Source organism: Clostridium sp. TW13, assembly GCF_024345225.1.
Taxonomy (GTDB): Bacteria; Bacillota; Clostridia; order Clostridiales; family Clostridiaceae; genus Inconstantimicrobium; species Inconstantimicrobium mannanitabidum.
This window is the reverse complement of record NZ_BROD01000001.1, coordinates 4314201-4337078: the sequence shown is the minus strand read 5'-3', so window position 1 is coordinate 4337078 and position 22878 is coordinate 4314201. Positions and strand designations below refer to the sequence as shown.

The 22878-nt window shown below is 30.1% G+C and carries 19 protein-coding genes; 12 read left to right on the top strand and 7 right to left on the bottom strand.

Annotated elements, in window-relative coordinates; all coding sequences use genetic code 11:
* Positions 1 to 52: 52 nt before the first annotated feature.
* From OCU47_RS20150 to purR, 4 genes are all read right to left on the bottom strand, one after another.
* A complete protein-coding gene (locus OCU47_RS20150) occupies positions 53 to 1009 on the bottom strand; it encodes a ribose-phosphate diphosphokinase (protein ID WP_261830364.1) in 957 nt (318 codons plus the stop codon).
* 65 nt (positions 1010 to 1074) lie between these two features.
* On the bottom strand, positions 1075 to 2433 hold the full coding sequence (glmU, locus tag OCU47_RS20145; RefSeq protein WP_261830363.1) for a bifunctional UDP-N-acetylglucosamine diphosphorylase/glucosamine-1-phosphate N-acetyltransferase GlmU: 1359 nt from the start codon (positions 2431 to 2433) through the stop codon (positions 1075 to 1077).
* A 268-nt stretch (positions 2434 to 2701) separates the two neighbouring features.
* On the bottom strand, positions 2702 to 2980 hold the full coding sequence (gene spoVG / locus OCU47_RS20140; RefSeq protein WP_261830362.1) for a septation regulator SpoVG: 279 nt from the start codon (positions 2978 to 2980) through the stop codon (positions 2702 to 2704).
* A gap of 128 nt (positions 2981 to 3108) precedes the next feature.
* Positions 3109 to 3924: a pur operon repressor gene (purR, locus tag OCU47_RS20135; RefSeq protein ID WP_261830361.1), complete on the bottom strand. Its 816-nt coding sequence runs from the start codon at positions 3922 to 3924 to the stop codon at positions 3109 to 3111.
* Positions 3925 to 4233: 309 nt separating this feature from the next.
* On the opposite strand from purR, the gene OCU47_RS20130 reads away from it, so the two are divergent.
* Positions 4234 to 5283 (top strand): HD-GYP domain-containing protein, encoded by a 1050-nt coding sequence (locus OCU47_RS20130; RefSeq protein ID WP_261830360.1) that lies wholly within the window; start codon positions 4234 to 4236, stop codon positions 5281 to 5283.
* A 119-nt stretch (positions 5284 to 5402) separates the two neighbouring features.
* Positions 5403 to 6779, top strand: a complete 1377-nt coding sequence (murC, locus tag OCU47_RS20125) for a UDP-N-acetylmuramate--L-alanine ligase (RefSeq protein WP_261830359.1) — start codon at positions 5403 to 5405, stop codon at positions 6777 to 6779.
* A 151-nt stretch (positions 6780 to 6930) separates the two neighbouring features.
* Here murC and OCU47_RS20120 read toward each other — a convergent pair whose 3' ends face one another.
* Positions 6931 to 7515, bottom strand: coding sequence for a YdcF family protein (locus OCU47_RS20120; protein ID WP_261830358.1), 585 nt, complete (start codon positions 7513 to 7515; stop codon positions 6931 to 6933).
* Between the two features lie 454 nt (positions 7516 to 7969).
* Between OCU47_RS20120 and OCU47_RS20115 the strand changes: the two genes are divergently transcribed.
* From OCU47_RS20115 to OCU47_RS20095, 5 genes are all read left to right on the top strand, one after another.
* Complete coding sequence (locus tag OCU47_RS20115; RefSeq protein WP_261830357.1) at positions 7970 to 9715, top strand: ABC transporter ATP-binding protein; 1746 nt, start codon at positions 7970 to 7972, stop codon at positions 9713 to 9715.
* Position 9716: 1 nt separating this feature from the next.
* Complete coding sequence (locus OCU47_RS20110; RefSeq protein WP_261830356.1) at positions 9717 to 11504, top strand: ABC transporter ATP-binding protein; 1788 nt, start codon at positions 9717 to 9719, stop codon at positions 11502 to 11504.
* A gap of 216 nt (positions 11505 to 11720) precedes the next feature.
* Complete coding sequence (locus OCU47_RS20105) at positions 11721 to 12737, top strand: LacI family DNA-binding transcriptional regulator (RefSeq protein WP_261830355.1); 1017 nt, start codon at positions 11721 to 11723, stop codon at positions 12735 to 12737.
* Positions 12738 to 12878: 141 nt separating this feature from the next.
* Positions 12879 to 14051, top strand: a complete 1173-nt coding sequence (locus OCU47_RS20100; RefSeq protein ID WP_261830354.1) for a phosphopentomutase — start codon at positions 12879 to 12881, stop codon at positions 14049 to 14051.
* A 26-nt stretch (positions 14052 to 14077) separates the two neighbouring features.
* Positions 14078 to 14896 (top strand): purine-nucleoside phosphorylase, encoded by an 819-nt coding sequence (locus OCU47_RS20095; protein WP_261830353.1) that lies wholly within the window; start codon positions 14078 to 14080, stop codon positions 14894 to 14896.
* Between the two features lie 270 nt (positions 14897 to 15166).
* On the opposite strand, the gene OCU47_RS20090 is transcribed toward OCU47_RS20095, so the two are convergent.
* Positions 15167 to 16240: a M24 family metallopeptidase gene (locus OCU47_RS20090; RefSeq protein WP_261830352.1), complete on the bottom strand. Its 1074-nt coding sequence runs from the start codon at positions 16238 to 16240 to the stop codon at positions 15167 to 15169.
* 301 nt (positions 16241 to 16541) lie between these two features.
* On the opposite strand from OCU47_RS20090, the gene OCU47_RS20085 reads away from it, so the two are divergent.
* The 3 genes from OCU47_RS20085 to asnS all read left to right on the top strand — a co-directional run bounded on the left by OCU47_RS20085 (position 16542) and on the right by asnS (position 20206).
* Complete coding sequence (locus OCU47_RS20085) at positions 16542 to 17240, top strand: metallophosphoesterase family protein (protein ID WP_261830351.1); 699 nt, start codon at positions 16542 to 16544, stop codon at positions 17238 to 17240.
* Between the two features lie 28 nt (positions 17241 to 17268).
* Positions 17269 to 18606: a S41 family peptidase gene (locus OCU47_RS20080; protein ID WP_261830350.1), complete on the top strand. Its 1338-nt coding sequence runs from the start codon at positions 17269 to 17271 to the stop codon at positions 18604 to 18606.
* Between the two features lie 205 nt (positions 18607 to 18811).
* Positions 18812 to 20206 carry an asparagine--tRNA ligase gene (gene asnS / locus OCU47_RS20075; protein ID WP_261830349.1) on the top strand — a complete coding sequence of 465 codons (1395 nt, stop codon included), beginning with the start codon at positions 18812 to 18814 and terminating at the stop codon, positions 20204 to 20206.
* A 103-nt stretch (positions 20207 to 20309) separates the two neighbouring features.
* On the opposite strand, the gene OCU47_RS20070 is transcribed toward asnS, so the two are convergent.
* Positions 20310 to 20507, bottom strand: coding sequence for a hypothetical protein (locus OCU47_RS20070; RefSeq protein ID WP_261830348.1), 198 nt, complete (start codon positions 20505 to 20507; stop codon positions 20310 to 20312).
* A 118-nt stretch (positions 20508 to 20625) separates the two neighbouring features.
* Here OCU47_RS20070 and OCU47_RS20065 point away from each other — a divergent pair, with 118 nt between their 5' ends.
* Both OCU47_RS20065 and OCU47_RS20060 read left to right on the top strand, forming a co-directional pair.
* Positions 20626 to 21942, top strand: coding sequence for a helix-turn-helix domain-containing protein (locus OCU47_RS20065; protein WP_261830347.1), 1317 nt, complete (start codon positions 20626 to 20628; stop codon positions 21940 to 21942).
* 27 nt (positions 21943 to 21969) lie between these two features.
* A complete protein-coding gene (locus tag OCU47_RS20060) occupies positions 21970 to 22845 on the top strand; it encodes an alpha/beta hydrolase (RefSeq protein ID WP_261830346.1) in 876 nt (291 codons plus the stop codon).
* Positions 22846 to 22878 lie beyond the last annotated feature (33 nt).

The following is a 22878-nucleotide window of genomic DNA, read 5'->3' as shown; positions in this document are numbered from 1 at the left end:
AATAAGTCCATATGCGACGGATATTTAGACTTGTTATTTATTTTCAGATACCTTATAAGAATAATTTACTTAATGGTTCATCATCATGAATTCTCTTAATTGCATCAGCAATTAAAGTTGCCACTGATATTGATTTAAATTTTTGAAGGTCATCTCTTTTTGGAAGTGCTATAGTATTTAACATTACTAATTCTTCTATAGCTGAAGCATTTATTCTCTCAAAAGCTGGTCCTGATAATACTCCATGTGTACAGCAAGCATAAACATTCTTTGCTCCTAAATCTTTAAGTGCATTAGCTGCATTTGCAATTGTACCTGCTGTATCTATCATATCATCAATAAGTATACATATCTTTCCTTCTACTTCTCCAATTATGTTCATTATTTCTGAAACGTTAGCTTTTGGTCTTCTCTTATCGATTATTGCTATTGGTGCATGTAATCTATCAGCGAATTTTCTAGCTCTAGTTACGCTACCAAGATCTGGAGAAACAACAACTACATCATCTCTTTCATCTAAGCCCATATCAATAAAATACTTTGATAATATTGGTGTTCCTAACAAGTGATCTACTGGTATATTGAAGTATCCTTGTATTTGCGCTGCATGTAAATCCATAGTTAATACTCTATCTGCTCCTGCAGCTGTAATAAGATCTGCAACTAGTTTAGCTGTTATTGGATCTCTTGATTTTACTTTTCTATCCTGTCTAGCATATCCATAGTAAGGAATAACTGCTGTTATACTTCCAGCTGATGCCCTTTTAAATGCATCTATCATTATTAGTAATTCCATCAAATTATTGTTCACTGGAGAATTAGTAGATTGTACTATAAAAACGTCTGCTCCTCTTACTGTTTCGTTTATATCTACAGAAATTTCTCCGTCACTAAATGTAGAAACCTTTGCTTCTCCTACTTTTACCCCTAATATTTCTGCTATTTCTTGAGCTAACTTAGGGTTCGAACTTCCCGTAAAAATCTTGATGTTATTTCCACTAGTTATCATGTCTTTTATGACCTCCTTAAAATTGTTGCTTAAAACCTAAAAATATATTTAAATTTTTATTTGTTTTACTTTTTTCTTAAGACCCAGTTTTCTATATTGATTTGCTTTGCTCTTGCTATGGCAAGACTATTTTCTGGAACTTCCTTAGTAATTGTTGAACCTGCTGCTATATAAGTATTATCCTTTACTTCTACTGGAGATACTAGATTAGTATTGCAGCCAATAAATGAATTATTTCCTATTATAGTTTTATGTTTTTTCTTACCATCATAATTTACAACTACAGTTCCACATCCAAAGTTACAATTTTCTCCAACTGAAGCATCTCCGATATATGTTAAATGAGCAACTTTTGTTCCATTTCCTATAGTGGATTTTTTAACTTCAACAAAATCCCCAATCTTAACATTATCTCCAACTTTAGATTCAGGTCTTATATATGCAAATGGACCAACACTTGTTCCAGTTCCAACTTCACTATCTATTATTACAGAACTCTCTACTGATGTTTTATCTCCAATTACACTGTTATTTATTCTACAATTCTCATATATTATACAATCTTCTCCAATTGTTGTGGTTCCTTCTAAAATACATCCAGGGTAGATTATTGTATCTGGTCCGATTTGAACATCTGCTCCAATATAAGTATTCTCAGGATTAATTATTGTAACACCATTAGTCATATGATGCTTATTTATTCTGCTTCTTAATATCTTCTCAGCATCTGCTAATTGAACTCTTGAGTTTATCCCTACTGTTTCTTCAAAATCAGTTACAAAAGCTCCTACCTTTTTTCCTTCAGATTCAAATATTCCAATAACGTCTGTTAAGTAATACTCTCCTTGGGCATTGTTATTTCCAATCTTTCCTAATGCAACTAACAAATTTTCTATGTCAAAACAGTAAATAGCTGAGTTCACTTCATTAATTAATTTTTCTTCTGCATTGCAATCCTTCTGTTCAACTATCTTTTCAACTTCTCCATTTTTTCTAACTATTCTGCCATATCCTGTTGGATCCTCTACTAAAGAAGATAATATTGTTGCAACATTGCATTCATTTATGTGAGTATCTATTAATTTTTGTACTGTTTCCACAGTAATAAGAGGAGCATCCCCTGCAAAAATAGCTACAACTCCCTTCTTTCCTTGTAAAAAATCCTTAGCACATTTTACAGCATGACCAGTTCCTAGCTGCTCTGGTTGCATTGAATATTCTACGTTTCTAGAAGCTGTACATTCTTTAACAAGTTCTGCTCCTTTTCCTATAACTACATCTATATTGTTTAAATTTGCCTTCTTCATAGTGTCAATAACATGATTAATCATTTCTTTTCCACAAACCTTGTGGGTCACCTTGGGAAATTTTGATTTTATTCTTGTACCTTGGCCTGCAGCCAATATTATAACACATTTATCCATCTTAGCACCTCTTTGTGATAACTTTCAGAAATATTATATATAATAAATCCTCATAACACTCCTATTTTAATTTCTATCAATAATTATATTTTATCCATTAAAGTATTTCAAGTTTTGTTAAGGGTTACATCAAAAAACTAGAAAATATTCTAATAATACAGTTCAATTGTGTATACAATATATATCAAACTTCACAAGTATACCTTTATTTGTAATAATGTAAAAAAAATAAAAGGAAGACTTCTCTTCCTTCTATCTTTCTTGTAACTTATTCTTCTATTTTTTCTTCTTCATTCTTTGCTTTTTCATACTCATCAAGAATAGATTGTTGAATTTTTTCTCTTGTTTCTGTGTTGATTGGATGAGCTATATCTTTAAACTCTCCATCTGGTGTTTTTCTACTTGGCATAGCGATAAATAGTCCATTTTGTCCTTCAATAACCTTAATATCATGGACAACAAACTCATTATCAAAAGTTACAGAAACTATTGCTTTCATCTTTCCTTCTGAAGCAATCTTCCTAATTCTAACATCCGTAATTTGCATTCGACACACCTCCAGTTGCTTTAATTATATATATATTCTACACATTCTATTAATTTCCTTTTAAGTTGCGTAAATTTTTGAAAAATTTATTCTTTTGTTAATATTATCTCAATTCGCCTGTAAATCAATTAAGAAAACTTTTTAGATGGGCTCATTTTTATCTCGCCATTTTCATCCACGCCATAAAATTCTACTACAGACACATAATTATCTACTAACTTACGCTCAGTCCCTATATTATCTATAAGAACACCTATACCAACTAAGTTACATTCAAACTCACTAAGTAAATCTATAATTCCTTTTGCTGTTCCTCCACCCTTCATAAAGTCATCAATAAATACGCAATTACTTTTAGTCTTTAAAGTCTTTTTTGAAAGTGACATTTGTTGAATTCTTCCTGATGTTCCTGATACATAATTTATTGTTACAGTAGATCCTTCAGTTATTTTTGTATCTCTTCTTGCTGTTATAAGTTCAACCCCCAAGTTCTTTGCAACTTCATAGGCTAAAGGAATTCCTTTAGTTTCAACTGTAACAACATAATCTATATCTTTATCAATAAATGCTGATGCTAATATGTTTCCTGCCTTTGATATTATCTTTGGATCAAACATTACATCTGTCATGTAGATGTAATTTCCAGGAACTATTCTGCTGCTATCTTTTAACTTTTCACATAAATTACTTGCAAATAATTTTGCTTCATCCTTGCTTACTGATGGAATATATCTAATTCCTCCTGAAGCGCCAGATATAGTTTCTATTCTTCCCATATCCAGATTTTTGAGAACCTCTCTTACTATTAATAAATCTTCACTAATAGTAGATTTTGCAGCATTAAGTAATTGCGAAAATACACTTAATCCTATTACTTTATTTGGATTCTCTATTATCATCTTTGTAATGATTACTATTCTGTTATTTCTACTTAATTTCTCCATAATTAATTCACCCTATCTTAAAATAAAATCACGAACTATAATATTGCTTTTTATATTTATTATTCATATTGTATAAAATAATATAACATTAATCAAGGTTGAATATAGCTAAGATTATGACAACTTTCAGTATTTAAGTCCATATATAGAAATTTCTTGCAATATTAGTCTCAATGCAAATAAAATATTAATAAAGATATGCACGTATAAACATATAAATTATATAATAATTTATATGTTTATACTATTTTCTAATTTGTCTACTAAATGTATAATATATATTATTATGGTATAAAAGGACTGATTTATATGAAACCATTTAAAAAGATTTCTGTATCTGATTTAAAACCTGGTATGGTTACAGCCCAAGATTTTGTAATTAATAACACTAATTTAATAACCAAAAACTACTTAATGGATATGGCTGTAATAAACAAATTAAATTTAAATTACGCTGCATATGATATATATGTATACTGCCCTGAGAACAGCTCTCCACACTATAAAGAGAAGAAGAGATTTGAAGCTTTGCAAAATTCTTTAAATGATATTTCATCTTGTATAGAAGAAACATTTACATTTGCCAATGAAAAACAATCCATATCAATTGACCAAATACGATCAATATCAAACGACATAATTTCCCTTTTAGATTCTAAAAACAATATAGTAAAGTGCATAAACCTTCCAAGGGATTTCAAAAAATATCTTTATACTCACAGCACAAATGTGGCTTTGTTATCAATGCTTATAGCTCAATGGATGAAACTTGATCAAAAAACTGTCAGCCTTATTTGTCATTCAGCAATGCTTCATGACATTGGCAAAACTGCTATCCCTATTTCAATTCTAGAAAAGAAAGGACCCTTAACTAAAAGTGAATTTAAGCTTTGTGAAACTCATGCATTAAAGGGATATGAAATTGTAAAAAATACACCTTTTATAAATCCAGCTATATTACAAGGAATCTTATTTCATCACGAAAGATTAGATGGGACAGGCTATCCTATGCATCTTAAAGAAGATAAAATCCCAAACTTTGCCAGAATAATTGCTGTGGCAGATACCTTTGATGCTATAACCTCTAATCATGCATACAAACAAAAGACTAGCCCTTTACATGCATTAGCTACAATAAAAGATTGTTCCTTAAACAAACTTGATCCACTGATATGTCACATTTTAATAATGAATATAGCAAAATTCTATGAAGGGCAATCTATTATTCTTAGTAATGATAGAATTGGTGAGTTAATTAAAATTAATATGGATAATTTATTATATCCTATAATCTGTGTAGATAATGAAGTGATAGATTTATCTAAAAATCATAGTTTAAGCATAAAAGATTTTGTTTAATACATATTATTATTTTTCAAAATATATTTTATTTTGTGTTCATTTATAAAAAAATGTATATAATTATAATGTATTAATATATAACGAAATCTTATAGACACTTAAAAGGAGATGGTATTTTGTCATTTGATTTTATAAAAGATAAGCATAAAAAGGTACATTTCATTGGAATTGGTGGAGTTAGCATGAGCGGCTTGGCAGCAGTGCTTTTAAACAAAGGTTATAAAGTATCTGGCAGTGATTCTAAGCAATCTGAAACTACAGACAAACTAAAAAAGAATGGTGCTGAAATATACATAGGTCACCATGAAGAGAACATTAAAGATGTAGACTTAGTAGTATATACCGCTGCAATTTCAAAAGATAACCCTGAGTTAGTTGCAGCTAAAAATAGAAATATTCAAACTATGGACAGAGCTGAATTCTTGGGACAAATCATGCTTGGTCACAAATATAATGTAGCAATCTCTGGTACTCATGGTAAAACAACCTGTACATCAATGATTTCTCATATAACACTAGAGGCAAATCTTGATCCTACCATATTAGTAGGAGGCGATTTAGACCTCATTAACGGAAATTACAGAATTGGTAATAGTGATTATTTTGTAACAGAAGCTTGCGAATATAAAGAATCATTCCTACGATTCTTCCCTTATGTAGGCATAATATTAAATATTGAAGCTGATCATTTAGACTATTATAAGGATATTAATCACATACAATCAGCATTTGAAAAATTTGCAGCGTTAATACCTGAAGACGGATATCTTATAGGCAACGCTGAAGATATCAGGACTCTTAAAGTACTTGAAACTGCAAAATGCAATACTATAAGTTTTGGTATAGATGCTGGGGATGTAAGAGCAAAAAATATACACTTCAAAGATAATGGTGCTGCATGCTTTGACGTATATAAAGATGAGGTTAAATTATTTAGCCTAGATTTAAATGCACCTGGCAGACATAATATATTAAATGCATTAAGTGCTGTATGTGTAGGATTAATTTTCAATATTCCTCATACTTCTATAATGGCAGGCTTAAATACCTTCAGTGGTGCTCACAAGCGCTTTGAACATAAAGGTTCTAAAGACAGTGTTTCTGTAATTGATGATTATGCACATCATCCTACAGAAATAAAAGCAACTCTAGGGACAGCAAAAAATACTGCTCATAATAATATTGTCTGTGTATTCCAACCTCATACCTACACTAGAACTAAAACTCTTTTCAAAGAATTCACCGAATGTTTTGATGATACTGATGTTTTAGTTTTAATGGATATTTACGCAGCTAGAGAAAAGGATACTGGGCTTGTAAGCTCTATGGAGCTTGGTGATGCATTAAGAGCAAAAGGCATTAATTGTGTTAATGTTCACTCTCATCAAGAAGCTTTTGAATATGTGAAGTCACACGTATCTAAAGGTGATGTATTATTAACAGTTGGGGCTGGAGATGTTGTTAAGGTAGGAGATTTATTCTTAGCTAACTAATTAAGTTTATAATAAAGCATGTGAAAATAAATAAGTCAAAATATGAGCCGAATATTGGGGCTTATTATTTATCTTCAAATGGCTAAAAGAGTTAATATAGTTTATTCGCAAACTACATTAACTCTTTTTTTATTAAAAATATTATTATAAACTAGTTAAATAATACATCCTTAATTATTCCTGGCATTTCCCTAATAGCTCCATAAACTTCTTTAAAAATATATTGTTTCACAAATACTCCTGAATAACTAGCTGACAAATTATTTTTATCACATAAAACTTTTGCTCTTCTTAAATGAAAATCATTGGAGACTACTATTACACTTTTCAAATTCATCTTATCTAATATTTGCTTTGAATTTTTAATATTCTCATTTGTATTCCTTGATTTGTCTTCTAATATTATTGAACTTTCAGGAATACCTTCTTGAAGCAATATTCTCTTCATGCCTTCTGCTTCAGAAATAGTTTCCCCCGGTCCCTGACCTCCTGAAACAATTATATACTTTCCTTTATTTTGCTTATATAATTGAGCAGCCTTTAATGTTCTCTCCCTCAAAAATGCACTAGGGATTTCTCCATGAAGTTGACAACCTAAAACTATTATGGCATCACTAGTTTTAGCCTCAGTCATAACTGGTATCCACCATATATACCCTTGAAACATAAGACAAATTAATAAAATAACAGTTAATGATACTCTCACTTTTTTCTTTTTCAAAATATTCCTCTTCATTGCTCCTCCTCCACTCCCCTTATTTATATTATACTAGGCAAAATGTTTGCAATTATCATTTTAATAAATATTTTATTTTTTCTTAATAATTCAAATTATTAATTACTTGCTATTGACTTGTACAAAATATACATATATACTTAATATATGTTAAATTTAAGAAAGCGAGGTAGAATTATGATTAATTTAGTATTTAGACAACTGATTGCTAATAAGAACAGAATATCAAATAATTATAGCCCTACCTCTAATTTGAAATCAAATTAGTTTATTTGATTTCAAGCTTTTACGTGGATAAAAAGCATCGGGGCTATCCCGATGCTTTTTTGCATATGCATTTGTAAGAAGGAGCATGGGTTTTCTATGCTCCTTTTTTGCTTTTATTTCATAAGTTTCTTAAGGAGGCATGCATATCTATCTATTAACAAATTATTACTCAACAAGGGGGATATTTATGGAATTATTTCAAAAGTACATTAAAAAGTACACTTTATCATTTGTAGTGCCAATACTAGCTATGATCCTTTGTATTATCGCTGATAACTTATCACCTTATATTCAAAAGATACTAGTTGATAAAGCATTTAAAGATGGTAACACTAAACTATTATTTACCTTATTAACTATACTTTTTGTGGTTGCAATAACTAGAAGTATAGCAGCTTATGTGAAGGAGTATTTGTTTGACATAGTGTCACTAAAAATATCTCGTTCTATACGACAGGACTTATTTAAGAAAATTCAAAGTTTTGAATTCTCATATTTTGACGGCATGAATACTGGGGAACTTATGTCTAGAATGAGTGAAGATACAGATATAATCTGGCAAACTATTTCCTTTGGACTTAGACTTTTTGTTGAAAGTATTCTTTGCTTTGGATTAAGCTTAACCATGATGCTATTTTTGGATTGGCAACTTGGATTAGCTTGTTTGGTAGCTCTTCTTCCTATAGGATTTTTAAATTTAAGATTTCATAAGAAGTTATCAACAAACTATGATGCAATTAGTGACCAAACAGCTCAAATAAATTCAACCGCTCAACAAAACATTTCAGGTGTTAGATTGGTAAAATCCTTTGCTAGAGAAAAGCATGAGATTTTAAAATTCTTAAACATCAATAATGTTTATTATGATTTAAATGTGAAACTTTCAAAAGTAACAAGTACCTATCTTCCACTTATGGATTTCCTAACAAACATCTCATTAGTGGTAATGATAGTATTTGGTGGTTACCTTGCAATTAAAGGACAAATCACTCTTGGTACCTTACTTGCATTCAGTAGCTATGTTTTAACACTAGTTAACTGCTCAAGAATGGTTGGAAACGTAACTTCACTATTAGCTCAAAATAAAGCTTCTAGCGAAAAGATTTTTACCATTTTAAACAAAGAACCAGAAATTTTATCAGAGTCTAATTCTTATAGCCCTGATGAAATTAAAGGAGATATAGAATTTAGAAATGTTAGTTTAAAATACAATACAGAAGAGGACGCTGTATTAAAAAATATAAACTTAAATATTCCTGCTGGAAGCACCGTTGCTATCATGGGAACTACAGGTGCTGGTAAGTCTTCTTTATTAAGTTTGATTGGCAGATACTATGATCCTTGTGAAGGAGAGATTCTTATCGATGGCGTTAACGTTAAGAATTGGGACTTAAATCTACTAAGAAGCAAGATGTCTATAGTATTCCAAGACACCTTCTTATTCTCTGATACTATTGAAAACAATATAAAATTTTCTAATGGTGATCTTTCAAAAGAAGATTTAATAACTGTAAGCGAAAAAGCTTGTGCTTATAACTTCATTAATTCTTTTGAAGATGGTTTTGATACCCTAATTGGAGAAAGAGGATTAGGTCTTTCTGGTGGACAGAAACAAAGATTATCAATAGCAAGAGCTCTTGCTAGAAATGGTAAAATCCTAATTCTAGACGATGCTACTTCTGCTTTGGATATGGAAACTGAATTTACTCTTCTTAAAAATTTAAATCAAAATTACGATGTCCATCCTACTACCTTCATAATAGGTCATAGAATTTCAGCAGTTAAAAATGCAGATATTATTCTATTTATGGAAAATGGACATGTAGTTGAATACGGTAATCATGATGAGTTACTTGCAAAAAAAGGCTACTATTATGATATCTACTGTGATCAATTTAAAGATTTCGATATGTTAGAAAGTGAGGTTGGATAAAATGGCTGTAAACAGTATTGATAAAGATGAAGTTATATCAAAACAATCTAAACTGACAGTTATACGAAGAATACTGTCGTACCTCAAGCCTTACAAACTTAAAGTTAGTGTTATAATACTTTTCATGCTAATTGTAATGGCTTGCTCAATATTAATCCCTTATTTGCTAGAAGTTGCAATTGACACCTATGTGGCCAATAAAGATCTTGCCGGCTTAGGTAAGATGGGTATATTGCTTCTTTCTGTTAGCTTTATTGCTATGATATTATCTAAGTTTAGATTATTATGGATGAACGAACTTGCAAATAAAGTGTTAGTAAATATACGTCATGAGCTATATTCTCATATACAAACTCTTTCTTTCAATTTCTTCGACAGTAGACCTGTTGGAAAGATACTAGCAAGAGTTGTTGGTGACGTTAACTCTTTACAAAATCTATTAAACACATGTATAACAAATACAATACCTGATTTATTTACTCTTATATTGGTTGTAATAATGATGTTTTCACTAAATCCTAAGCTAGCGTTAAGTTGTTTAGCCTTTATACCAATATTGATGATTTCTATGTTCTTTATAGAAATCAAATCTACTAAGCTTTGGAGCGCTTTTAGACAAAAACGTTCAAACTTAATAGCTTTTTCACATGAGTCTTTCTCTGGAATAAAAGTTACAGAAGGTTTCAACAAAGAAAAACTTAAGGAAGAAGGATTTGATTTTCATGTAAATGAACATTACAATGGCTTCGTAACAGCAGTTAAAATTCAAGACTTTTTCTGGCCTGTTATTGATATATCTCACGGGCTTGGAACTGTACTAGTTCTTTTGGTTGGTTATTATCTAACAAGAAGTGGAGAAATTTCTACTGGTGTGTTAATAGCTTTTACTATGTATTTAGGAATGCTTTGGAGACCTATCACAAATCTTGCCAACTTCTATACTACACTTATATCTAACTTCTCTGCAGCTGAAAGAATTTTCGATATCTTAGATATGGAACCTACTATTGAGAATGTAGAAAATGCTGAAGTTATGCCTAAGATAAAGGGAGATATAGAATTTGAGGATGTTACCTTCTTCTATGATGGAAACTCTAAAGCTCTTGATGATGTAAGTTTCACAATTAAAGCTGGAGAAAAGGTAGCACTTGTTGGAGAAACAGGTGCTGGTAAAACCACTATTACTTCTTTAATAAGTAGGTTCTATGATCCTCAAATTGGTAGAGTTCTAATTGATGGACATGATATAAAGAATGTAGACCTAGAGAGTCTTCGAAGCCAAATGGGTATAATGCTTCAAGACACCTTCTTATTCTCTTGCTCAGTCAAAGAAAATATCCGTTATGGAAACCTTAATGCAACTGATGAAGATATAATAAGAGCTGCAAAGGCAGTTAATGCTCATGACTTTATCATGCAACTTGAAGATGGATATGATACTAATGTTAACGAGAGAGGTTCAAGACTAAGCTTAGGCCAAAGACAACTTATCTCTTTTGCCAGAGCGTTACTTGCAAATCCTAGAATATTAATATTAGATGAAGCAACCTCTAATATAGATACCTATACTGAGAGACTTGTTCAAAAAGGAATCCAAAAACTACTTCTTGGCAGAACCTCTTTAGTTATTGCTCACAGATTGTCAACAATAAGAGATTGCGATAAAATCATGGTTGTTTCTCACGGCTGTATAACCGAATGTGGTACACACGAAGAACTTCTAAAATTAAAAGGTACTTACTATAGTTTATATATCGCTCAGTACAGCTTCTTAAGTGAAGGAGCATAACAACAATAAGTTAATGCATAACCCGAAAAAAATATCATAAATTAAAGATAGCCTAAAGTTAAATATATTTTGTTTTATACTTAACTATTATGGCTATCTTTTTATTTATATTTCTGGATAAAACGTACACTATTTTACGAATAACATACATTATTCGTAAAATTAACTTGTTAAATTGCCCCTTTCTTTTATAATATATGTTATAGGGGGTTAATCATGGCAGTTACAATTAATGATATAGCAAAAGAAGCAGGCGTATCGCTTGCAACAGTTTCTAGAGTTCTTAATGACTCTGGTTATGTAAAAGATGAGACTAAAAAGCGTATTCTAGGTGTGATAGAAAAGCATAACTATTCTCCTAGTGCTATTGCTAGAAGCTTATCTAAAAATATAACTAATACAATAGGCGTAATTCTTCCGGACATAACAAATCCATTCTATGGAGAAATCATTAGAGGCATAAGCGAAATTGCTGATAAAAATAATCTTAATATTTTGTTATGCGATTCAAATGAAAGTGCTGAAAAAGAATTAAAAGCCATTAAAGCTTTAAAAGATCAAAGAATACGTGGATTATTGCTTACTCCAACATCAGTAGATAATGATTTAAACAGCGACTACTCTAAAGCAATATATAATTCAAATATTCCTACTGTTCTTGTAGATGGATATTTAAGATATTCTAATTTTAATTCAGTATTAGTTGATAATCTTAAAGGCGCTTTCGATGCTACCGAAGCCCTAATTAATGCTGGGCACAGAGAAATTGGAATATTAACTGGTAGAATGACATCAGTTCATTCTAAGGACAGATTCAAAGGATACCAAAAGGCACTTATGTTAAATAATATCCCTATTAATGAAGATTACATATTTTATGGAGATTATACTTTTAACAGTGGTTATATGCAAGCCAAAGAATTCTTGAAATTGAATCCTAGACCTTCTTCAATATTTATATGTAGCAACCAAATGACCTTAGGTGCATTAAAAGCTTTTAAAGAAGATGGGTTAGATATTCCTCGAGACTTATCCATAATAACTTTTGATAAAATAGAAATCCTTAGTGCTTTAGGCTTAAATATCAGTTGTGTTAACGGTGATAGTTGTGAGATTGGCAAATTAGGAATGCAGATACTTATAGATGAACTAAATAATTCTGATGGATGCAAGCAGAGAAATGTAACCTTAACACCTGAACTAATGTTATTAGGTTCAGAAAAGAAATTTTAACGAAACGTAACTCTAAGTTACGTTTATTTTTAAATAAGGAAGCGCTTTCACTTGCCAATTATTAATTTCTTTGAAATAATATATACATATATTATATATACTAAATATACACATACTCAATAATTTAATGAGGTGATTTTTATGATAAAGAGAGTTATATTTATAGTACTTGATAGCGTTGGTATTGGGGCTCTACCTGATGCTGATAAATATGGTGATGTTGGTGCCAATACCATGGGTCATGTCGCTAAATTTAATGGAGGATTAAAGTTGCCTAATATGGAAGCGTTAGGCTTAGGTAATATTGATAATATCGAAAATCTTAATTCTGTTAAAAACCCAATAGGCGTATTTGGTAGATTACATGAAGCTTCAAACGGGAAAGATACAGTAACTGGCCATTGGGAAATGGTTGGAGTAAAATCCGAAGTCGCATTTCCTACATATCCAAACGGATTCCCAGATGAATTAATAAAAATGTTCGAAGAAAAAACAGGCAGAAAAGTAATCGGAAATAAACCTGCTTCTGGTACTGCTATCCTTGATGAACTTGGTGAAGAACACATGAAGACAGGAGCATTAATAGTTTATACATCTGCAGATAGTGTTTTCCAAATTGCTGCTCACGAAGAAATAGTTCCTCTAGAAGACTTATACAAGTATTGTGAGATTGCTCGTGAAATGCTTACAGGAGAATATTCTGTAGCTAGAGTTATTGCAAGACCTTTCTTAGGAACTCCAGCAAACTTTACAAGAACTCCTAACAGAAGAGATTATGCTCTACTTCCTCCACACAAAACAGCTTTAGATATATTAAAAGATAAAGGCGTAAGAGTTATGGCTGTTGGTAAGATTGAAGATATTTTCTCTGGAATGGGGATAACTGATGCTGTTCATACAAAAGATAACATGGATGGTGTAGATAAAACTCTAGATTACATGAGAAATAGTGATTCTGGACTTATCTTTACAAACCTTGTAGACTTCGATATGAAGTGGGGTCATAGAAATGATGCCAAAGCTTATGGTGAAGGTCTTGAAGCTTTTGACTTAAGATTAAAAGAAATTATGGATACTATGACTGATGAAGATGTGCTTTTCATCACTGCTGATCATGGTTGTGATCCAACCTTCCCTGGTACTGATCACACTAGAGAATATGTTCCTTTCCTAGCTTATGGCAAACAATTAAAATCTGGTCATAACCTAGGAACTAAAGCTGGTTTCTATACTATAGGTCAGACTATACTTGATATCTTTAATGCAGATAAACTTGAAAATGGTGAAAGTATATTAACAGAACTATTAAAATAATAAATACAATCTTTTGAGGTGAAATTATGGATTTATCAACGAAATTACAAAACTCTGCTGAGTTTATATTAACTAAAACAAAATTCAAACCTGAAATTGGGCTTATCTTAGGATCTGGTTTAGGTGCTATTGCTGATCAAATTGAAAATGCTGAATATTATAATTACAGCGAAATTCCTAACTTTCCCGTATCTACAGTAGAAGGCCATGCTGGAAAACTTGTTATAGGTAACTTCCAAGGAAAACAAGTTGTTGCTATGCAAGGTAGATTCCACTTCTATGAAGGTTATGAAATGAACGATGTTACCTTCCCTGTTAGAGTAATGAAACTTTTAGGTGTAAAAACTCTAATAGTTACAAATGCTGCTGGTGCTGTTAATGCAGAATTTAATCCAGGAGACTTAATGCTTATTTCTGATCATATAAACTTATCAGGAAGAAATCCATTAATGGGTAAAAATCTTGATGAATTTGGACCTCGTTTCCCAGATATGTCAAACGCTTATGACAAAGACCTTAGAAACAAGGTTAAAGAAATTGCTAAGAGCATTAATGTAACATTACAAGAAGGTGTATACGCTATGTTCAGCGGTCCAACATATGAAACTCCTGCTGAAGTTAGAATGGCAAGAATTCTAGGTGGAGATGCTGTTGGTATGTCTACAGTACCTGAAGTAGTTGTTGCAAACCACTGTGGTTTAAAGGTTATAGGTGTCTCTTGCATGACTAACATGGCTGCAGGAATCCTTGATCAACCTTTATGTCATGAAGAAGTAATGGAAACTTCAAATAAGGTAAAAGAAACTTTCATAAATTTAATGACTAATATAATTAAAAATATATAATCTAAAACAGACGATGTAATTCACTTAATTACATCGTCTGTTCTTGCTATATAAGTATATATTCTTTAATTTGCTTTTTGCATAATAGGTTTTAAAAGACGATATCCTACATATACAATTGATGCCACAATTCCTACGGATGCTAGTATTAATAAAAGTGCTTCAAAATAACTAATACTCATTATAATCAACCTCCTTAAATAAACTTATTATTCCACAAAAATATTCAAATGTAAATATATTTTTATTAAGGATAAAAATTGAAAAACACTACAGCACAATCATCTCTTTAGTATAGTTATTTAAAACTTCACAACCATCCTCTGTTACCATTACTAAATCTTCTATTCTAACTCCAAGATTTCCTGATAGATAAACTCCTGGTTCTATTGAGAATATCATTCCTGGTTCTACCTTTGCTTTATTCACAGCACTTACATCACCAAAATCATGTACCTCTATTCCTATACTATGTCCTGTTCTATGTGTAAAGTATTTTCCGTAACCAGCCTTTTCAATAACATCTCTAGCAGCCTTATCTATATCACAAAATCTTACACCAGGTTTTACAGCAGCTATACCTGCTCTGTTTGCTTCTAATACTGTGTTATAAACCTTCTTTCCCTCTTCAGTAGGTTCACCTAAGAAAACTGTTCTTGTCATATCTGAGCAATAATTTTCATTTCTACAGCCCATATCTATAATAACTGTATCTCCTGCTTTAGGAAGAGAAGCATCTGAATCATGATGTGGATCTGCTCCATTGGCTCCATATCCTACAATTGGTGCAAAGGAATTACCTTGAGTGTTCATCTCTTCAAAGCTTTCACCAATCTCTCTGCAAACTTGTTTCTCAGTTTTATTCATAGATAAATTCTTTATTACTTTATCTATTGCCTCATCATTTAACTTGGAAGCTTTTCTCATAAGCTCTTTTTCCTGTTCATCTTTTCTCATTCTTATTGTATCAACTATCTTAGAACCATTTGCATAACCATTAGCTCCATTTCTCTCCATTAAACTTATAAGAAAGTGAGCTGGCCAATTTTTATCAACTCCAAGTTTTTTATCCTTATGAACTACTTTTAATAAATCGTCTATTGGATTCTTAGTATCATTATGCCAAAGAATTTCAACTCCTAAATCTTCATGTATAGGGAATAATTCATTCACTAAAAGTTTACTTGCTCCATTTATATTAATATAAAGAGCAAGCATTCTTTCACCTGGTTCAATCCATTTTCCTGTAAGATAGAATATTGATGCTGGGGATGACACTAGCATTTGTTCTAAACCTTGATTTTTCATTTCATCTATTAATCTATTCACTCTTCCTTTATTCATTAGTCAATCACTCCTTTAATTTATAAAACAATCCATACTACTAATTGCATTTTCTTATAAATCATTATAACTCAATATTAGACATCTGAAAATAAATAACAATTCCAAATACACCAGTATATAAAACTATGTACTTTCAAATGCCTTAACAAAACGTTTAATGATAAAATCATAGGAATAAAAATTTCTTAATTTGGTCAACCTGAAGTTATATTTATATGTACAAGTTTAGTGTTATAATATTTAAATAAACATATAATTATAATAAAATAATTAAAATATAATTTGGGAGGTTGATTTTATGAAACTTGCTGTAATTTCAGATATACATAGTAATCTTTATGCATTGATGAAAGTATTAGATGATATAGATTCTGAAGATGTTACATCTATAATTTGTCTTGGAGACTTAGTTGGATATGGGTGCCATCCTAACGAAGTTATTTCTTTAATTAAACGACGTAACATTCTCTCATTAAAAGGAAATTATGATGCCTCTGTTATTGATAATTCTTATACCTATATCAGAAATACAGAAACAAATTCCTTCTCTTTGCCATGGACATTTGATGAACTAAGAGCTTCAAATAAATTTTTCTTATCTTCACTTCCTACATCTATGACATTAGACTTCGGAAATAGAAAAATCAAATTAGTTCACGGCAGCCCTGATAAGATTAATGAATATTTAACTGAGGACTATGAGAACTTAGATGCTATAATGAATAATCTATCAGAGGATGTGTTGATATGTGCTCATACTCATATGCCTTATATTAAAAATTTCAATAATAAATTGCTAATTAATGCCGGAAGTGTGGGCAAGCCTAAAAATGGTTCTCCTAACGCAACTTATGCCATTCTGGAGATATATGACAATATGCCTATAAAAGCCAAAATAAAATCAGTAGAATATGACTACAATAAAATAATAAAAGATATGCAATTAAATAAATTTCCTAGTAGGTTAATCAACTCTTACGAGAGTGGTATTGAATAAAGCAAAACTTATTTGAGGACGTGATAAAATGAAGTATATTAAAAACTTAATATTTTCTCTCTTTTGTATACTAGTATTTTGCATGTCCTCATTAATCATCAATTTAGTTTATAAATATTCAATTTATACAAATCATTGCAATATGGTTGATACTATGCCTTATTATGATGATTTAATTTTTTTAAAGAATGTTCTTCCTAAGAAACATCCAGATTTATTTTTTAAGATTTCACAAGAAAGTTATTATGGCAAGATTAACAACTTATTCGATAACCAAAATAAATACACTGTTGATAAGATGAGATTAGAAATTATGAAGCTCATAGCCTCTATAGGAGATGGGCATACTGAAACCTATGTAAAAACCAATAGATACTTTCCAATATCATTTTACTGGTTTGATAATAATTCTCTACGTATAACAGGCTGTATTAAAAAATACAAAAGATTATTAGGATATAGAGTCATAAAAATAAATAATGTTCCTTTGTCTTCAATCGTAAATACACTTAATTCAATATGTCCAAATGAAAGCAGTGCTTGGCAAAAGCATAAACTTTTAATCAATCTTGAAAACTATGAACTTTTAAAAGTCTTAAATATAATTCCTTCTGGTTATTTAGATTTAGAATTAGAAGATTTATCTGGCAAAAAACTAAATGCAAAGATTTTTCCATTCACACAAGAAAAGTTTCAAGAATCAACCTTCATAGATTTGCAAAGAACTAAACAAACTATTCCTCAAAGACCTGTCAACAGTAACGAGAATTATTGGTATACTACCGATACTGCTTCAAAAATATTCTATTTTAAATATCATTCCTGCCTTGATAGAAATACAGCATTAATTATAGGTGAGGATACTTCTAGTTACGATGCTAACTTAAATTCTTTCTTTGATAAACTTGTCAAAGATTTTGATAACTCTTCTGCCGAAAAATTTATTATAGATGTAAGAGGAAATTTAGGTGGAAATCCTAAATTAATTAAATTCCTGATAAAAAAATTATCTATTGATAGTAAATTTAATAACTTTCAAAAATCCAAAAATAGAATTTTTGTTTTTACAGATAATTCAACCTTTTCAGCAGGTGCATTTGCTGCCTTGAACTTTAAACAAAGTTTTTCTAATGTTAAAATTATAGGAGAACCTACTGGGGGAGTTCAAAAAGTTTTTGCAAATCCTAGAACAAAACTATTAAGCTGTTCAAATTTATTTCTGACTTACTCCACTAAGGTATATTCTGATGGATCAAGTGAAAGGACTTCTATAAATCCTGACATTAATCCTCAAACTTCACTTAGAGATGAATTTTTTAGAGTTGATTCTGATTATGAAACTGTCAAAATGTTAAAAATACGTTGATTTTTGTTTTTTAACCCATTGCAAATTTAGTATTTATAGGTTAAAATTTTACTTGATAATGTAATTATATTTTAGTGTTATTATAGCCTTTGGGCAATTTAGGTGATACTACAGAATTTATACCTTTCGTCCCAGTGTGGATGTTAGGTTTTTTGTTTTAATTTCATAAATTCATTACAAATACAAATTAAGGAGAAGTATAAAAATGAATAAATCAATTTTTATCAAAACACTTTATAGAAACGAGCAAGATTACTTAAATAAAGAAGTACAAATTTCAGGCTGGATAAGAACATTAAGAGCCTCTAATGCTTTTGGCTTCATTGAAGTTAATGATGGTACTTTCTTTAAAAACATTCAAGTGGTTTTTGAGCAAAACCTTGAAAACTTCAAAGAAATATCTAAACTTCCAATAAGCTCATCAATAACTGTTGTAGGAAAACTTGTAGCTACTCCTGAAGCAAAACAACCTTTCGAAATTCAAGCAAAACAAATTATATTAGAAGGTATGTCAGATTCAGATTTTCCACTACAAAAGAAAAGACATACATTTGAATATTTAAGAACGATATCTCATTTAAGACCAAGAAGTAATGCATTCTCTGCAGTATTTAGAGTTCGTTCAGTAGCTGCGTATGCTATACATAAGTTCTTCCAAGAAAGAAACTTTGTTTATGTAAATACACCATTAATAACAGGTTCAGATACTGAAGGTGCTGGCGAAATGTTCAGAGTAACAACTTTAGACATGACAAATCCTCCAAAAACTGAAAATGGAAATATAGATTACAGTCAAGATTTCTTTGGTAAAGAATCTAATTTAACAGTTTCAGGCCAATTGAATGGTGAAGCTTTTGCTTTGGCTTTTAGAAATATTTACACATTTGGACCTACTTTCAGAGCTGAAAATTCAAATACCACAAGACATGCTGCTGAATTCTGGATGGTTGAACCAGAACTTGCTTTTGCAGATTTATCAGATTATATGGATTGTGCAGAAGATATGCTTAAATATGTAATTCAATATGTTATGGATGAATGTCCAGAAGAAATGGAATTCTTCAATAGCTTCATAGATAAGGGATTATTAGAAAGATTAAATCATGTTGTAAACTCAGAATTTAAGAGAATCAGCTACACTGAAGCAGTAGAATTACTACAAAAATGTGATAAACCATTTGAATATAAAGTTGAATGGGGTGCCGATTTACAAACAGAACATGAAAGATATTTAACAGAAGAAATCTTTAAAAAGCCTGTTTTTGTAACTGATTATCCAAAGGATATAAAAGCATTCTACATGAGAATGAATGAAGATAATAAAACTGTTGCAGCTGCTGACTGTCTAGTACCTGGAATAGGAGAAATCATTGGTGGAAGTCAAAGAGAAGAAAGACTAGCTAACCTTGAAGCAAGAATAGCTGAACTTGGCTTAAAGAAGGAAGATTACTGGTGGTATCTTGAATTAAGAAAGTACGGAGAAACTAAACATGCAGGATATGGACTTGGTTTTGAAAGACTTATCATGTACATTACTGGAATGTCAAACATAAGAGACGTAATTCCGTTCCCAAGAACTACAGGATTATGTGACTTCTAAATCCTAAAAGGGGCAATATCTACTATAAGATGTTGTCCCTTTTTTTACTTATTTAGCATGATTTATTCTCTTAAATTACGTTTTCATCTGTTATTCTATTAATTCATGACTCATTTGGATATATCTTTATTGCAGGTTTTATTGGAGTTATATCAATTAAAGTTTCCATCCTAGTCATTTCAAATGTTTGTATCGCCTTAGATCTCCCAAATTCAATATTCTTAGCTACATTTTTAAATTCTGGGACAGATAAACTTCCTAACATTAAGATTATTAAAACTATTTTCTTCTTGCTACTCACTCTATCCCTCCCACTTTATTACTTATACCCCTATAATACCCGTATATTCTCAAATTGTAAAACTTTTTTTGTACTTTATTATTGTTTTATATATAATATACCTATGGAGGCGATTACTATGGAAAATTTTAACCTCATTACTCCAGGTGAAAAGATTAAAAACATTAGGAAAACCTATAATTTTAGACAGCATGAAATTTCAGGCAATGATATTACTAGAAATTTAATCTCCATGATTGAAAGAGGAGAATCTAATCTAACAAAGACTACAGCTACTATAATTGCTAATAATATTAATAATCTTTGCATGACAAAAAATATCAATTATTCTGTAACTCCAGAATATCTTCTAGAAAGTGTTGAAGATCAACTTAATTCAGTAATAAATAAATTCATTGATTGCACAAAAAGTGATCCATCAAAAATATATAGTGGAACTTATGATGATATACTTCTGAATATAGAAAAAAACATAAATATCTATTCTTCTGCAAAAGATAAATTCAATTTTTATATGTATTTAGGAAATGTTTTTGATGAAGCTAACAATCCTTCTAAATCTTATTTTTATTATCTTAGAGCTTATGAAAATAGTGGTACAAGTTCTCCTGATGAAATTTCATCAATATGTTCATTAATAGGTTATTCTTGTATTAGACTGCAAAACTATTCTGCTGCTATCAATTATAATAAAATAGCTTTATATGAGAATGAAAAACGAGATCTTGCTTCAATTTTTGCTATTAGATTTAATTCAATAATTGCATTAATTAGTCTTGAAAATTATGATGATGCATTGAATGAAATAACTTATGTTGAAGAAAATCTATCGAATATATTAAAATCCAACCCGCAAAAACACTTTTATTTTTGTTGTCTAAAATCTAATTGCTATAAAGGCATGAAAAAGTATGATCTTGCTAATACTTTAAACAAAAATATGTTAAAAAATAATTCTACTACTCCACTATGTAAAACAATACTATTCACTAACATTATTGAAATCTATATAGAAACAAAAGATATAAAAAACCTTAAAATTTATTTAAATAAGTTTTATAATTATTTAGAATCTATTAAGACGTTGGAATCAAACTCTCATCTTGCCTCTACTTATTATAGTATTGGATTAGGATATTTAACTATTAACGAAAGAGATATCGCAAGAACATTCTTTAATAAATCTTTACAATCTGCTAAAGAATTTAAAAATGAAAAGTATATCCTTCAATCTTTAAATCAGCTAGTTAATCTATCAGATGACTCCGAAAAGGTAATTGCTAGCATAACCAAACAATTTATGGATATGGTACAATTAAAGTTTATCCCTAAATATAATTATGTATTAATGAATATACTAAACTTATATTCTAAAAGAAATGATTGTACTAATATAAGTAAACTCATAAACTTTATTAACAGTATTGAAGCTTAATTTAAGCTAATTCTTGAGGAGTACGCCATGAAAAAAATCAAAACTAAAATTAATAATATCCTTATTATGACCTTAGTATTTTTCAGTTTTATAACTATACTAAGCTATGTAGGTGTAAATATATTCATTACATCTCCAGAAAAATCTTTTAAAAAGCTTGATAATTTAAGCATTGCTTATATAAAAAAAGGAAGTGGAAGTCCACTATTACTTGTTCACGATCTTAATAGTTCCTCAGCTGATTTTAATTCCGTCATTGGTGAACTTTCTAAAAGGTATACAGTAATAGCAATAGATTTACCTGGTTTTGGTGAATCCACTAAACCTGAGAATTTAGATTATTCAATTAATAATTTATCTTATACCTGTAATAAATTCATGAATTCTCTAGGATATAAACAGTATTCAGTAATTGGTCATGGTTTTGGTGCTAATATTTCTCTTGAATTAGCAACTTATGATAATGTAACTAGTTCACTGTTACTTGCACCTCATCAATTAACTAATACTACTACTTCAATACCTTCATCAATTGCAGATATAATTAAAAATAATTACTTTTATTCTCTATATAAATATAAGTTAAATTTCTTTAATTCTTCCAATATTGATTATAATATATTTGAAGAGAATTTGAAGGTTAACAACACTACTTCTACAGTTATCTTGAACAAGTTATATTTAGATAATAAATCCTATGATCCCGTAAAGAATGTTAAAAAAACAAAAGCAAAGCTTCTTATTATATATGGTACAGACAATAAATCAGATGTAACTACCTACAACTATAATCTGTTTACCCTTTATCCAAACTCTTCTTTTATTAAAATAAATAACTGTAAGCAAAATCCTCACATAGAGGCTAAATCCATATTTTTAAAGGAAGCATTCAGCTTTATCTAAAAACTGAATACTTCCTTTATTTTTTTTAAATGT